At 60.2% G+C, this 14,487-nt stretch carries 15 protein-coding genes; 14 read left to right on the forward strand and 1 reads right to left on the reverse strand.

Features of this window, described 5'->3' with window-relative positions:
* The first annotated feature begins 159 nt into the window (after positions 1–159).
* From alr to AC3WTO_RS23810, 11 genes are all read left to right on the forward strand, one after another.
* Positions 160–1,374, forward strand: coding sequence for an alanine racemase (gene alr / locus AC3WTO_RS23760; protein WP_492463325.1), 1,215 nt, complete (start codon positions 160–162; stop codon positions 1,372–1,374).
* A gap of 2 nt (positions 1,375–1,376) precedes the next feature.
* A complete protein-coding gene (locus tag AC3WTO_RS23765; protein ID WP_492463324.1) occupies positions 1,377–2,264 on the forward strand; it encodes a DMT family transporter in 888 nt (295 codons plus the stop codon).
* A 291-nt stretch (positions 2,265–2,555) separates the two neighbouring features.
* Positions 2,556–2,783, forward strand: a complete 228-nt coding sequence (locus tag AC3WTO_RS23770) for a hypothetical protein (protein WP_492463323.1) — start codon at positions 2,556–2,558, stop codon at positions 2,781–2,783.
* Positions 2,784–2,883: 100 nt separating this feature from the next.
* Entirely contained in the window at positions 2,884–4,014 is a 1,131-nt protein-coding gene (locus AC3WTO_RS23775) for a transporter substrate-binding domain-containing protein (protein ID WP_492463322.1), read from the forward strand.
* Between the two features lie 4 nt (positions 4,015–4,018).
* Positions 4,019–4,642, forward strand: coding sequence for an ANTAR domain-containing response regulator (locus AC3WTO_RS23780; RefSeq protein WP_492463321.1), 624 nt, complete (start codon positions 4,019–4,021; stop codon positions 4,640–4,642).
* 213 nt (positions 4,643–4,855) lie between these two features.
* A complete protein-coding gene (locus tag AC3WTO_RS23785) occupies positions 4,856–5,704 on the forward strand; it encodes a nitrilase family protein (protein ID WP_492463320.1) in 849 nt (282 codons plus the stop codon).
* Between the two features lie 47 nt (positions 5,705–5,751).
* Positions 5,752–6,906, forward strand: a complete 1,155-nt coding sequence (locus AC3WTO_RS23790) for a substrate-binding protein (protein ID WP_492463319.1) — start codon at positions 5,752–5,754, stop codon at positions 6,904–6,906.
* 57 nt (positions 6,907–6,963) lie between these two features.
* Positions 6,964–7,797 (forward strand): branched-chain amino acid ABC transporter permease, encoded by an 834-nt coding sequence (locus AC3WTO_RS23795; protein WP_492463318.1) that lies wholly within the window; start codon positions 6,964–6,966, stop codon positions 7,795–7,797.
* Between the two features lie 61 nt (positions 7,798–7,858).
* Positions 7,859–9,562, forward strand: a complete 1,704-nt coding sequence (locus AC3WTO_RS23800; protein WP_492463471.1) for a branched-chain amino acid ABC transporter ATP-binding protein/permease — start codon at positions 7,859–7,861, stop codon at positions 9,560–9,562.
* Positions 9,555–10,274, forward strand: a complete 720-nt coding sequence (locus tag AC3WTO_RS23805; RefSeq protein WP_492463317.1) for an ABC transporter ATP-binding protein — start codon at positions 9,555–9,557, stop codon at positions 10,272–10,274. Before AC3WTO_RS23800 ends, AC3WTO_RS23805 begins: the two co-directional genes overlap by 8 nt.
* 335 nt (positions 10,275–10,609) lie before the next feature.
* Positions 10,610–10,732 (forward strand): hypothetical protein, encoded by a 123-nt coding sequence (locus tag AC3WTO_RS23810; RefSeq protein WP_492463316.1) that lies wholly within the window; start codon positions 10,610–10,612, stop codon positions 10,730–10,732.
* Here AC3WTO_RS23810 and AC3WTO_RS23815 read toward each other — a convergent pair.
* The gene (locus AC3WTO_RS23815) at positions 10,729–11,406 is read right to left on the reverse strand and encodes a TetR/AcrR family transcriptional regulator (RefSeq protein WP_492463315.1); all 678 of its coding nucleotides are present in this window, start codon (positions 11,404–11,406) and stop codon (positions 10,729–10,731) included. The two genes, AC3WTO_RS23810 and AC3WTO_RS23815, sit on opposite strands and share 4 nt — an antisense overlap.
* Positions 11,407–11,593: 187 nt before the next feature.
* Between AC3WTO_RS23815 and AC3WTO_RS23820 the strand changes: the two genes are divergently transcribed.
* From AC3WTO_RS23820 to AC3WTO_RS23830, 3 genes are all read left to right on the forward strand, one after another.
* Positions 11,594–12,778: an ABC transporter substrate-binding protein gene (locus AC3WTO_RS23820; protein WP_492463314.1), complete on the forward strand. Its 1,185-nt coding sequence runs from the start codon at positions 11,594–11,596 to the stop codon at positions 12,776–12,778.
* Between the two features lie 170 nt (positions 12,779–12,948).
* Positions 12,949–13,692 (forward strand): ABC transporter permease, encoded by a 744-nt coding sequence (locus AC3WTO_RS23825; protein WP_492463313.1) that lies wholly within the window; start codon positions 12,949–12,951, stop codon positions 13,690–13,692.
* The gene (locus AC3WTO_RS23830) at positions 13,689–14,456 is read left to right on the forward strand and encodes an ABC transporter permease (RefSeq protein WP_492463312.1); all 768 of its coding nucleotides are present in this window, start codon (positions 13,689–13,691) and stop codon (positions 14,454–14,456) included. Before AC3WTO_RS23825 ends, AC3WTO_RS23830 begins: the two co-directional genes overlap by 4 nt.
* Positions 14,457–14,487 lie beyond the last annotated feature (31 nt).

Here is a 14,487-nt window from a genome sequence, read left to right on the forward strand (position 1 = left end):
GCCTTTTAAGGCTGTGCGTCTCAGCAACCTTTGAGATCGATTCATCTCAAAATCCGATGGCTGTCACTCTTCTGAAAGACGCGTGTCATCAGCGATGCATAACCTTCAAGCTACCCATTCGGCGTTGCCGTAGGGGAGGGCGATTTGGAGAAGCAGGGAATGACGCAGGCTGCCAATGTCGCGTGCTATCTCCCGTTGGACAGCGCGGTCCTTGAGATTGATCTGGATGCGGTGCGTGCCAATTACAGGACAATTGCCGGTCTCCTCGGTCCCGATGTTGTCACCGCGGCGGTGGTCAAGAGCGATGCTTACGGCCTCGGCTTGGAGCCGCTTGCCAAAACGCTGTGGGATGTCGGCTGCGCGTCCTTCTTCGTCGCCAACCTGGAAGAAGCCCTGAGGTTGCGCGCCATCTGCCCATTCGCGAGGATCGCGGTCTTTCATGACGACTATACCCGCTTCGGGCGGATATACCGGCGGGAGGATGTTCTGCCCGTCATCAACACGGCTGAAGAGCTGGATTCCCACTTTCGCACGGCCGCGGCCAGTCCCTATCTGCTCAATGTGGACACCGGATTCTCGCGCCTTGGTCTGTCGGCATCAGAGGTTATCGATTTCTCGGACAAGGAATTGTTCCTCCGGCACCCACCGCGGATACTCCTCAGTCATCTGGCCTGCAGCGAGCATTCGTCGAACGCGATGAATGAGGTACAAAAGCAGCGGTTCCAAGCTTTGCAGGAAGCTATCAGGCCTGCAGCAAGCAGCCTTGTCGCATCCGCTGGCGTGTGGCTCGATCAATCTTACCACTTCAATGTGGCCCGTATCGGTTCAGCATTGTTCGGACTCAACAATGCCGGTGTCCATCCCAACCCGCTGCGTTCCGTTCTCAGCCTGCGGGCTCGCGTCCTTGCCGTTCGCGAGATCTCAGCGCATGAAGCCGTAGGCTATGGGGCGACATTCCGCGCCCGCCGTAACACCCGTATCGCTATTGTCGGCATCGGCTATGCTCAGGGTCTGCCTTGGGCGTGCGCAGGCCGAATCTCCGTGCGCTTCGGCGTGCATTCCGCTCCAGTCGTAGGGCGGATCTCGATGGAATACGTTACCGTTGACGTTACCGACGTGCCGGCCGACCTCTGTGGTGCTGGCACCTGGGCGCAATTCCTGCATGATGAATTTGGCGTCGACGACCTTGCCGCCGAGATCGGCGTCAACGCGCAGGAGATTGTCATGCGCCTGGGGTCGGGGTGCCTTAGGCGCCATCGGCAAGGCATTGGCGAGAGGGCCGAGTTGATTGAATGGCGCCAGCGGCATCCGGAGCCAGCAACGCTTGGGCTTTATCATCCGGTCGGCGACCACGCCCTGCTTGGCGGTATCTAGCCATGTCCTTCACCGGCAATCGCAACGCAGGTGTGGCGCTGGCCGTCCTTGCGGCGGTGTTCTGGAGCACCGGAGGATTGTTCTCGCGTTTGATCGCCGTCGACAGCTGGACGCTGCTGTTCTGGCGCAGCACGTTCAGCGCAGTTTTTGTGCTGATGTTCCTGACACTCGTGCTGCGAGAATCCCTGAATGGCATCGTAGGCAGGCTCACGCCTGCGGCTTGGCTGGTTGCCGCCATGTCATCGACCGCAATGGTCGCCTTCATATTTGCACTGCGCAACACCACGGTCGCCAATGTCGCGGTCATTCATGCCGGAGCACCGCTGATCGTTGCAGCCCTTTCGTGGGCCCTGCTCGGTGACAGGCCGCCGTCAGTCGCGCTGCTTGCCGGGGTCGCTGCCATCGCGGGCGCTGTTTTGACGGTGGGGGCCTCTGCGCTTTCGGGTGGAGGGGTGACAGGTGACTTTCTCGCGTTGGTCATGACCCTGCTGATGGCCCTCATGGCGATAGCCATGCGCGGGAACGAGCGCTTCCCGGTGGCGGAAACTTTGGTTCTTTCCAACATTTTGTGCGCAGTGGCGGTCTTGCCATTTGCGAGCCCGCTCACCGTCGCACCGAAGGAGTTGGCTTGGTTGGCCTCGTTCGGACTTGTGCAGATGACGCTTGGTTTCGTTACTTTCGGGCTAAGCCTGCGCTACCTGCCAGCGCGTGATGCCGCGTTGGTCGGTGCCGTGGAAACGCCGATAGCTCCGATCTGGGTGTGGCTGGCTTTCCATGAGGTGCCCTCGCAGTCCACAATACTGGGAGGCTCGGTCATCATGGCCTCGGTGCTCGTCTTCTTGCTCAGCAATTACCGGACGCCCGAGCGCCAACCCATCGTACCCGGATAGCGGCGCGGATGCGCCACGAACGCCGATCTCTGTACCGCCGACGCAAAAACTCTGTGCGTCCCGTCCCAGGCAGGCGACAACCCAGTCCTAAGGGGTTTCAGAGATACAGCGCGGGCCATCATCCATGCAGTTGTTCCACGTGGCCGTCAGCCGGCTATTGTCCATTCCCGAAAAAGCGTTGCGTCGTCGACGAACGAGACCCAGGGCCATGCCGGGAACTCGACCAGTGCCGGGGGGGCGCGTTCCGAGGCTGATCGGTTCGATACGCCGGAAGTATCGCGATGGGCATGGATGCTGGGGGCGGGCTGGGCCAGTCTCCTGGCGGGACGGAATGAAGCCGCGGTTGACTGGCTGGAACGCTCGGTTGCGATCACGCCGGCGTCTGGCCGCGCCCACCTGCCGGATTCCACGGCTCGCAACATTTCGTTGCCTGCCCGCAATGCCAGCGACATCTACCTTCGCGCCCGCCAGGACATCAACCGCATACTTGTCGAATTTGGTTTTACCCAGGAGCGTTGACGGCCACAGGCCGGCTTCACGCGATTCATGCGCGGGCTCCGGCTGATTGCATCAACTGGCGAAGTAAACTACGCCATGGCTGGACGAAGGGCTCGAAAAAATGTCGGCGACGTGGCGTATTGGCATTCTGTTCTCCCGCAGTGGCATCACTGCGGTCACGGAATCCGAGCATTTTCTGGGAACGGCGCTGGCCATCGAGGAGATCAACGCCGGCGGTGGCATTTTGGGACGCCAGATAGAGCCGGTGGCTTATGATCCGGCCGGCGACCCCGAGGGATATCGTTCCTTGGCCCGCAAACTGCTTACCGAAGACGACGTCAACGTGATCTTCGGGTGTTCGATGTCGGGAAGTCGAAAGGCAGCCCTGCCCATCGTCGAGCGGCACAACGGCTTGCTCTGGTACCCGTCCATCTACGAGGGCTTCGAATATTCCGAAAACGTCCTTTATACGGGCGCCACCCTCAACCAGAATACATTCGCGCTGGCCGACTTCATCATGCAGCGTTATGGGCCGCGCATCTTCATGGCCGGTTCCGACTACATCTATCCGCACGAGTCCAATCGGGTCATGCGCGATCTGCTGGAGTGCAAGGGCGGCGAGATCGTCGGCGAACAGTATGTGCCGCTGGATGCCGACGAGCGCACGATGCGTCGGCTCATGAAAGAGATCGAGAAAGCCGAGGCCGATGCGGTGTTTTCGACCGTCATCGGACGCAGCGCCCAGAAGCTCTACGGCATGTATGCCGACGCCGGCATCGATCGAGAAAAGCGTCCGATCGCCAGCCTGACGCTCGCTGAAAGTGAAATCCGTGTCATCGGCCCCGAGCGATGCACAGGTCACGTCCTGTCTGCTCCTTATCTCGCCACGGTCGAGAATGACGAAAACCATCGCTTCATCCGGGCACTGACCACTCGGTTCGACGGCAATGCCATGGCGACGATGTGGTCGCAGACCGCCTATGCCCAGATTCATCTGTTTGCGCGGGCATTGGAACTGGCGGAAACCCTCGACACCCACAGGCTGGGGCAGGCGGCATTGGCGGTCGACTACATGTCGCCGGAAGGTCGCCTGCACTTCGATCCGGAAAACCGGCATGTCTGGTCCACGCCCCGCATCGGGGTCGCGAATGCGAAGGGGCAATTCGATATCGCCTGGGAATCGCAGGTTCAGATACGACCCGACCCCTATCTCGCTTCCATTCGTTTCGAGGAGCCTTGGCTGCAGAGTTGATAAGGTGTCGACATTGAAACGGATCCTCAACGATCTACGCCAGGCACGGGTTCTGGTTTTGCACCCGCGTGATGAGGACGGATCGGCCTTGGTCGACCACCTCAAGCGGCTGGGCTGCGACGTCAAGGCGATGTGGCCACCACCCGCAACGCTCTCAGCCGATATCGACGCCGTTTTCCTGCAGGTCGGTGACACGGCGATCGATCCGTTGGTCGCGCTGCTCGAGGGCAGCAAGGCCGCGATCATCGCAATTGTCACCTACGAGAGCCCTACGTCGCTGAAAGCGATTGTCGATCTCAACGCGCATGGCGTCCTGACCAAGCCGCTGCGTCAGCTTGGCGTGCTGACCCAGTTCGCCCTGGCGCGCTATCGCGTCGGTTACGAAAGCAGGTTGGCCAACAAGGTCCGCAAGCTGGAGGATACGCTGAAGGGCCGGCGGGCGATCGAAAAGGCCGTCAAGATCCTCACCGAGTTGAACGGGATCGAAGAAGACGCTGCCTACAAGCTCATTCGCGATCAGGCGACCTCGAAGCGGATTGCGATCGTTGCCGTGGCCGAGAGCATCATCTCTGCAAGCGAGGCGATGCGGGCTTTTGGCCTCACCATATCGGGGCCGTTGAAAGTCTGACGGTTGTCGGTTTCGGCATGCAGAAGCCGATCACGCGGTTCCTGCTTTCCCGCGCTCTCTTTTTGCTGCTTGACGAGTTCCGCCAAACTGTGTTTGCTTTGTCGGAAGAGCAGGTTTGCTCGGCGGCTGGAGAGCCGCGGAAATTTTGGCTGTGCAGCCCTTGGCTAGCGGATTGAATTCCGCGCCAGGGGTTTTTTGCGTTTGGAGATAGACTTGACCATACCAACGGAAACGCTTCGACCCGATTTCGACATCGCCTGTATCCAGTACGAGCCGGTCATCGGCAGGGTCGATGCCAATCTGGCGGCCATGGAGGCGCGCATCCGCGAGGCCCATGCCGGTGGTGCCAGCCTGGCTGTGCTGCCCGAACTGGCCGATACGGGCTACGTCTTTGAAAGCCGCGAGGAACTTGCGAGCCTGGCCGCACCCATTCCGCACGGATTGTCGGCGCAGCGTCTGATCGCATTGGCTCAAGAACTCGGCATTCACATCGTCTGCGGGCTGGCGGAGAGCGATGGCGACCTGTTCTACAATTCTGCCATCCTGTGCGGTCCAGGCGGCTATATCGGCAAGTTCCGCAAACTCCACCTCTGGAACCGCGAAAAGCTGCTCTTTGAGCCTGGCGACATCGGCCTTCCGGTGTTTGACACGGTTCTGGGTCCGGTCGGATTGGCCATCTGTTATGACGGCTGGTTCCCGGAGACATTTCGCCAGCTCGGGCTGAGGGGCGCGGAACTCGTCTGCGTACCGACCAACTGGGTGCCGATCCCCGGTCATGACGGAGCAGACGTGCCGATGGCCAACATCCTTCATCAGGCCGCGGCTCATTCGAACGCGATATTTATCGCCTGCGCCGACCGTATCGGAACGGAGCGCGGGCAGCCGTTCATCGGCAGCAGCATCATCGTAGGCCCGAATGGCAGGCTGCTGGCGGGTCCTGCCAGCCGAACGGGTGACGCCATTCTCACGGCGACCGTTTCGCCTGGCATAGCAGCGCAAAGCCGCATCGTCAGCGAACGCAACGACGTGATCAACGATCGACGGCCGGACGTCTACGGCTGACCGACGCGAGTCCACCAACGACAACCATGAAAAAAAGGGGAACCAACATGGATAGAACAACAAGAAAGCTGCTTTTCGCGATGGCCTGCGCGTTGCTGGCGACTGCGGCATGGGCGGAGGAGCCGATCAAGATCGGCGTGCCGGTCGGCCTCTCCGGCGCCAACAGCGTGGTTGCGCCGTCGGTGGTGCAATCGGCTGAGCTGGCGGTCGAAGAGATCAATGCGGCCGGCGGCGTGCTCGGGCGCAAGCTCCAGCTTGAAATCGCCGACGATGCCTCCGGTGCGGCAGGCGCGCAGAAGGCATTCGACTCGCTGGTGTTCCAGAAGGAGGTCAACGCCATCATCTCGATGGAAACCAGCGCGGCCCGCAATGCCGGTTTGCCCATCGTTGCAAAAGGCGAAGTGCCCTTCATCTACACGTCCTTCTACGAAGGACGCTCCTGCAGCCCCAACCTCTATGTGAACGGCTGGGTGCCTGAACAGCAGGTGCCACCCGTCGTCGACTATTTCGTCAAGAAGGAGGGCGCCAAGAAGTTCTTCCTGGTGGGCAGCGACTATGCCTTTGGCCGAGGCATGCTCGAGTTCGCCCGGACATATCTTGAGAAGGCAGGCGCGCAGGTCGTGGGTGAGGAATATCTGCCCATCGAAGGTACCGACTGGACGGCCATCATTTCCAAGCTGAAGAGTTCCGGTGCCGATGCCCTGATCACATCGACCGCGGGAGGCGCTCCCAACGTCACGCTCACCAAGCAGCTGCGAGGCGCTGGCGTGAAGTTGCCTTACGGCAATCTCGCCGTGGACGAGGGAACGGCCAAGAGCATGGGACCTGACGCGGCGGGCATCTACATCGCAGCGTCCTACGTGACTTCCATCGACAGCCTGGCCAACAAGAAGTTCCTCGAGGCCATGCAAAAGAAGTTCAGCGGTGAACTGCGCACGCCCAATGACCTTTCCGTGCCGCAATACGAAGGCGTCTATCTCTACAAGGCTGCTGTCGAAAAAGCGGGCTCCACCGATACTTCCGCCGTTCTTTCGGCCCTGGGCGAAGTTTCCTTTGCCGGTCCGCGCGGGACGGTTTCGATGAACAAGCAGCATCACGCACCGCTGACGATGTATCTCGGTCAGGTCCAGGAGGACGGGTCGGTAAAAGTGGTCGAGACATTCCCGGATGTCGATCCTGGTACCCAGTGTCCCAATCTCTGACATCGATCCGATCGAAAGGGGCGGCTAGGCCCGCTCCTTTCGACACTGGGAGAGATCATGACCATTCTGCTCGACGTTATCACGACCGCAGCCATTCTGTTTGTCGTCGCGGCCGGACTTCTGGCCATATTTGGCGTGCTCAAGATCATCAATTTTGCCCACGGCGCCTGGCTGACCGTTGGCGGTTACTGTGCAGTCGCCACCACGGGAATGGGCCTCAATCCGTGGTTGGCGCTGCCGATCGCATTCGTCGTCGGTTCCGCTCTCGGCGGCATCACAGAAGTGCTTGTGGTGCGGCCACTCTACCGGCGGCCGCTCGATGCCATCCTCGCCACCTGGGGTCTCGGTATCGTCGTCGGTCAATTGATCACGCTCTGGTTTGGCCGGGACGTGCAATTCACGCCGAACCTGCTCTCGGGAACGATCCAAGTGTTTGGTGTCGACTACTCGTTCTATCGGCTCTTCATGGTCCTGGCGGCCTTGATGGTCGGCCTTGGTTTCGCAGTCCTGCTTGAGGGAACCCGTCTTGGCCTCTCTGCCCGCGCCGTCATCATGAACGAGACGCTGGCACGCGCGCTGGGCATCGACACGGCGAAAGTGCGGCTGACCACCTTCATGATCGGCACCGGGCTGACTGCGCTCGCTGGAGTGCTCCTGACCCCGCTAACCAGCGTAGACCCCGACATGGGGCTGGCCTGGCTCATCGGCGCCTTCATGCTGGTCATGGTGGCCGGCTCCTCATTTGGTGCCCTGGCGGTGGCGTGCCTGGTTTTCGGCGGAGCGCAGACGCTGGTCAGCACATTCGTCAGCCCGGTCCTCGGCGGCATCACGGTCGCCGTGCTTTGCGCGCTCGTGCTGCGTATCAGCCCGAAAGGATTCGCTCGTGCCTGAATCCAGATTGCCCAATATCCGAACCTGGCTGCTCGGGGCGCTCGTCGTCGCGTCGCTGCTCATGATCGCATTCGGCCCGGCATTTCTCGACCGCTTTGCCCTCAATGTGCTCAGCCGCTCGATGATCTATGCCATGCTTGCAGTGACCGTCGATCTTCTATGGGGGTACGCGGGTGTGCTGACATTCGGTCAGGCCGCATTCTTCGGCATCGGTGCTTATGCGACCGCCATGGTTCTGACCCATCTGGGCAGCAGTCCCGAGCTGATGCTGCTGGCTTTCGTCCTGGCGATACTGGTTCCACTTGCCCTGGGGGGCGTGGTGGGGTGGCTTTCTTTTGGCTACGGAACCACGCCGCTTTACGCCACCGTGATCTCTCTCGTTCTGCCTATCGTCGTCACGCAGGTTGCGTTCTCCGGAGGGCAGTGGACGGGATCCAGCAGCGGACTGGTAGGCTATCCCACCCTGCCACTCAGTCTGGCGGGATACTTCCGGCTTACGGGCATCTGTCTTCTCATCGTTGCCGCCGCCGCCTGGATTTTCGTTCGTTCGGATGCCGGCAAGGTGCTTGTCGCGATCCGCGACAACGAGGCACGCTGCGCCTATCTTGGCCTCAATGCCAGCCGCATCAAGATCGCCCTTACCGCTGTTCTCGCTGGCGTGACGGGTTTGGCGGGCTTTCTCTTCGCCAACGCTTCGGGTGTCGTTGCACCCGAAAACACTGGTTTCGTATTCGGCACGGAACTGGTCATCTGGACGGCCCTCGGCGGTCGAGGCACCATCCTGGGTCCGGTGCTCGGCACCATCGGGATCGACTATCTCTCAGCGAGCCTTTCGGGGCAGTTGCCGTTCCTCTGGAAGCTTGTCGTCGGCGCCCTCTTCGTGGCGATGATCATCCTGCTACCGAACGGCCTCGCCGGCCTGGTGGGAAAAATCCTGCCGCGCGGCAAGGACGGCCGGGCAGGAGGAGGCTCCCTGCGCGCGGCGCACGCCCGGCAGGCGCCACAAGAGATCGCCGACAAGCCGCCGCTTCTGACGATCCGCGATCTGGGAAAATCCTACGGCAGCCTGAGCGTCCTGCAAGGCATCAACCTGACGGTGCAGCCCGGCGAATTGGTCAGCCTGGTCGGGCCTAACGGAGCAGGCAAGACGACACTGATGCGTTGCCTGTCCGATGGCACTGAAACGATCAGCGGCTCGGTGTGCGTGCGTGGCGCCGACATTGCGGATCTCGCCCCGAATGCCATCGTGGCCCTGGGGGTTGGTCGCAAATTCCAGGTCGCAAGCGTGTTTGACAGCCTGACTGTCGCCGAGTGCCTGCGCATGGCTCGCTCGGCACGGCACCGCCCGAGCCTTCTGCACAGTTCACAGGAACTGGATTTGCCTTCGGCCGCAGTAGAAATCCTGAAGCTGACGGCGCTCGACGGAATGCTGGATCGGCCGGTTTCCTCACTGTCGCATGGCCTGAAACAAAGCCTTGAACTGACGATGGTCGTGGCGCTGGAGCCGCAATTGATCCTGCTCGACGAGCCGACGGCAGGCTTGACCAAGACGGAACGGATGACCATCGGGACGATCCTGAAGAAATTGACAGGCGAGTTGGGACTGGCAGCCATTCTGGTCGAACACGACCTCGACTTTGTCCGGGACATATCGAGCCGCATCGTGGTGCTCCATCAGGGCCAGCTCGTGCTCGATGGGACCGTGCAGGATGTCGTCAATTCGGAACTCGTGAAATCAATCTATTCAGGAGGCGCACATGACTGAAACAACCGCGCCCGTTCCGAAACTGTCTCTGACCGAGGTCTGTAGCGGCTACGGCGCCATCAACATCATCGACACTTTGTCGATGACGATCCCGCACGGTCAGATATTTGCCCTGATGGGCAAGAACGGCATGGGTAAGACGACGCTGCTGAAGACGATCCTCGGCTTCGTGGCGATGCGATCAGGCAGGATCGATCTCGATGGGCAACCCATAGCCGGCGCGTCACCTGCGTCATTGATTGCTGCGGGTATCGCCTATGCCCCACAGGAACACGCGCTGTTCCAGGACCTGACCATCCGCGACAATCTTCGTCTGGCCCTGCACTCGGACAAGGAGTTGAAGCAGGGGATCGAGCGGGTGTGCGAGCACTTTCCTTTTCTCCGGGACAGGGTGAACCAGAAGGCCGGAACACTCTCAGGCGGAGAGCAGAAGATGCTGATCCTCGGCCGCGCCCTGATGCTCCAGCCGAAGCTTCTGTTGATCGACGAGATATCGGAGGGGCTCCAGCCCTCTGTGGTCGAGCGGATCGGACGCGTGCTCGCCGAGGAATGCAGGGCAAACAACACCACCGTATTGATGGTCGAACAGAATCTCGACCTGGTGCTTGCCGTCGCCAATCGCTGGGCCGTGTTGAAACTCGGCCGTATCGATGACTCCAGCGAAATGGACAGCGGGGCGCGCGCGCGTATTCTCGCGCACCTCAAGATCTAGGGCGCGTGCGACGCAGACAGCCGACGAATGCCAATGCGTCGTGACCCTGTGGCCATCGAGCAATCCAGCCTGAGCCGGGAGCAGCGCGCCTTCCGATGGCGATATCGACGCGATACGACTGGGGCGCAGGAGACTTTATTGCCGCATCCGCAACGCGGACCTGGCAATCAACCGTGATATCGTCGGGTGGTACGCGACGCCTCGCTTGGCGTCTCCGCTGAGATATCGCTGGAAGGCGATCTTCCACGATTGAGGATCGAGACAGTCTTCTGCACCCCATTGCGCCGAACCTTCTGCTTGCGCGCTCCGCGACGGCCACTGACGCGGAGGCGGTCATGGGTGCAGGACATACCGTCCCATCCTGGCTCTGTGCGGTCAGAACGCTGCCCGATGCGATCATCATCAACACGCAGCGGACCCGCTACCTGCGTCTGCCCCGTATCGCGGGTCCGCTTTAGGTTCCGTCCCCATGGTCGGCACCGCGAAGTTGCAGGTCAGCATCTGCTGGAAACTGGTCGGGAACGCTGATCAGCGTGGCGAGCGGTGTGTGTTGCCAGATCACCCGCCGCTTGAGTTCTTCGACGCTCATGGAGTCATCGCGCGCGAATTCGGTGAACATCATGTTCAGATTGTTGAAAATCATTTCGCCAACGGCTTCGACATCAATCTCCGGTCGCACAAATCCCTTCGATTGCAGGCGCCGGACGAGGGTGGAAACCTGCTGGGATATACGCTTGTCGAGTTCCGTATAGCGTTGGCTGAAAGGGGTCTCCGGGCGCTGAATCGAAGTGGCCACGGCAGTGCGCCACATTTCCTTGTTGAAGTAGACCAGCGACAGGCTGAAGTAGCGATCGATCAGGGTGCTCAACGCCAGTTCAACAGAAAGGGGCGGGTGTTCGACCACCTGCTGACCGGCGGCCAGAACTTCCTCGACCTGCATGGAAACCATGGCGAGCAGGATGTCGCCCTTGTTTTTGTAGTAGTTGTAAAACGTGCCTACAGCGATGTTGGCGCTGTCGGCAATGTCTTCGATCCGCGCGTTGTCATAGCCCACGCCGAGGAAGAACCTGGTGGCCGCCTCCAGGATGCGGCGATTGTTGTCCGCCTTCTTCGTCTCACGAATTCCAACCATTCCCTGTCGCCTCGTTGTCGGTCCGGTTCAGCGGCGCGCTTGTCTCGACCTGTCGAAAATAGCGCGCACAATTTCCTTGACTCAAAAAATGAATGGCTTCAGAAATAAAATGAACGCATTCATAATTTGTAGCTTTGAAACTTCAAAGCCGCTTCGTCAAGTCGCAACACGCCAACGGGAGGTGGTCATGTCGCAGGAATTCGAAAAGCTCAGGAAAGCCGGCCTGGCGGTGTCGAGCCGGTCGGGGCTCGCACAATTCAGGTCATTCGGCCTGACGACACGTCGCGATTTCCTGCATCTCGCCGGTGCGGGCGCCTTGATGTTCGGAACCGGTCTCGGGCAGCGGTCAGCAATGGCCGCCGAGACGGTGAACTTCTTCGGCTGGCAGGATTATGACACGGCGCTGGACGCCAAGGGTTTCTTCGCCGCCAACGATATCGCGGTCAAATCAACCTACATGACCGACAACAATGAGATCATAGCCAATGCCAAGAACGGGGGCATCGGCAACATGGACCTGGTCACGCCAGATCTGCTCTATGGGCCGTTCATGGCTCAGCTTGGTTTGTTCGAGCCATTGGACCTGGCGCAAATCCCAAATTTCTCAAACCTGTTCGCACCTTTCCAGGCGATGCCGGCGGCGAAGATGGATGGACAGCAGTTTTGCCTGCCCTTCGCCTGGGGCAATGTGGTGCTGATGTACAATGCTGATGTCGTCAAGGAGGCGCCAACCTCCTGGCTCGACATGCTGAAGCCGGAGTTCAAGGGAAAAGTCGGGCTGACGGCCGAGATGTCTCATCTCGTCATCCCGTTCACCATGGCGGTCGCCAAAACCCGGGCAGCGACACGCATCACCAAGGAAGCGCTTGCCGACGTTTACGCCACGCTGACCAAAATCAAGAAGGAGCAGGCCCGCTCGATCGCTCCGAGCTTTGGCGACCTGGCGGCCCAATTCGCTTCCGGGGAAATCGTCATCGCGCCTGCCTGGGAACCGGTGTCGGTTTGGGCCGGGGAGAAGGCACCGGCGCTCAAATGGTCATTTCCGGTAGAAGGTTCCTTCTCCTTCATCGACAACATGGCCTTGATCAAGGATGCGCCGCACAAGGCGACGGCTTACAAGCTGCTCAATCAATCGCTGTCGCCAGAGGCCCAGGCTAACGCGGCCAACAAGAACATGACGGCCGTGACCGTCGAGAAGGCGCTGCCCCTGCTCGATGCCAAGCCGCGCTCGCTTTATCCCTACCAGGATGTCGCCGGTTTCTGGGCGGCGAGAGGCGACGGCATGCCGCCACTGTGGCCGGTGGAAAAGGACGGCGACTTCGTGACGCTCGATGACGTCTTGTCCGGTTGGGAAGAATTCCTGCGGGCCTAGAGCCGCATAGCCAACACGCGCCACGCGCTTCTTCGCGCTCTTGATGGGGAAATTTCATGGCCGGATTTCGATTGCCGAGGTCAGTTGGCCTCCTGTCGCCTTCGCTCGGAGCAAATGCGATCTTCTTCGTTGTTCCGCTCGTGTATTTTTTCGTCCTGAGTTTCCTTCAAGTGCGGTCGTTTCAGGTCGTATTCGATCCGACGACGAGCAATTATGTCAGGGTTATCCAGCAATATTCCGCGCCCCTGGCATCAACTCTTTCTCTCGCTGTCACGGTCGCGACGATCGTGACGGTGGTTGGTTTCATCTATGCCTCGGCATGCCGTTTCATCGGAGGTTCCAAGGGCGGCTGGCTTCTTGCAATCGCCATGATCACGCTGTTTGGCGGTTATCTCGCCAAGCTCTATGCGTGGCGCACAATCCTCGGTGAAAACGGCATCCTCAATACCGGCCTGATCGAACTGGGGTTGATCCAGTCGCCGATCACGGCACTGCTTTACAACAACTTCGCCGTCATTCTTGCCCTGACGCACTACACGCTGCCGCTGGCGATCCTGCCGATCTACGGCTCGCTTCGCGCGATCGAAGATCTACCGATCGCCGCAGCCCGCGACCTCGGCGCATCCGATGGCAGGATACTCAGGGATATCATCCTGCCGCAATGCGCGACGGGGCTCTTCTCGGCGTTCGCGATGACACTCTTGTTCGTATCAGGGGACGCGATCGCGCCGCGATTGCTGGGCGGAACCTCATCGAGCATGATCGGGGTGTTCATTCAGGACCAGTTCGGTTTTCGCGTCAACGCGCCGATGGGGTCGGCACTGGCTTTCACGGTCATTGCCGGCTCGGCGATCATTCTTCTCCTGATCGGGCTCGGTGGCGCCCGTCTCCTTCGCCTGGGAGCGCGGCCATGAACCATCGCCTGCTGTGGGTTGCCGCGTTGATTGTCGGCACGTTCATGATCCTGCCTTTGCTGGTGCTTGTCTTCTTTGCGTTCAGCAGCTCACCTTTGCTTCGCCTGCCGCTCGAGGGCCTTACCTTCAAGTGGTTTCTGCGGCTGGCCGAAACGCAGGGTTTCCTGGGGTCGTTGACCAACAGCCTGCTGATTTCAGCAAGTGTCGGCATCGCATCGACAATGATCGGCACTCTGGCTGCCTTTGGACTGTCAATCGGCAAACCGCGCTTCTCCGGCACCTATGTTTCGATACTCGCGCTTCCCCTGATGGTGCCGCCACTGGTACTTGGGATCGCCTTTCTCTCGTATTTCTCAGGCTTGGGGCTTCGACTTGGCCTTCACGCGACGATCATCGCCCAGGTCGTCACATTACAGCCGATTGTCATCCTGATCGTCGTCAGCCGGCTGTCCGGATTTGATTGGGCGGCAGTCGACAGTGCCCGAGACCTCGGCGCTTCTACATGGCGCACATTCATAGATGTCACTTTTCCAATGATCCGGCCGACAGTTCTGGGTGCGGCCCTCATCGTCATGGCGCTTTCACTGGATGATTTCATCATAACCTTCTTCACCATCGGTGGCGAAAACACCTTGCCGACATTGCTCTGGGGAATGATGCGCAAGGGCATAGATCCCCGAATGAATGCGTGCGCGCTCATTGTGGTTGTCTTCACATTGCTGCTCGGCGTGATCGCCCTGCGCCTCACCAGAAATCCTGATTGACCATGATATCCAGGGGCAATTCGAACATGCC

It is taken from the genome of Mesorhizobium sp. EU05-FHT14A09, from assembly GCF_058790995.1.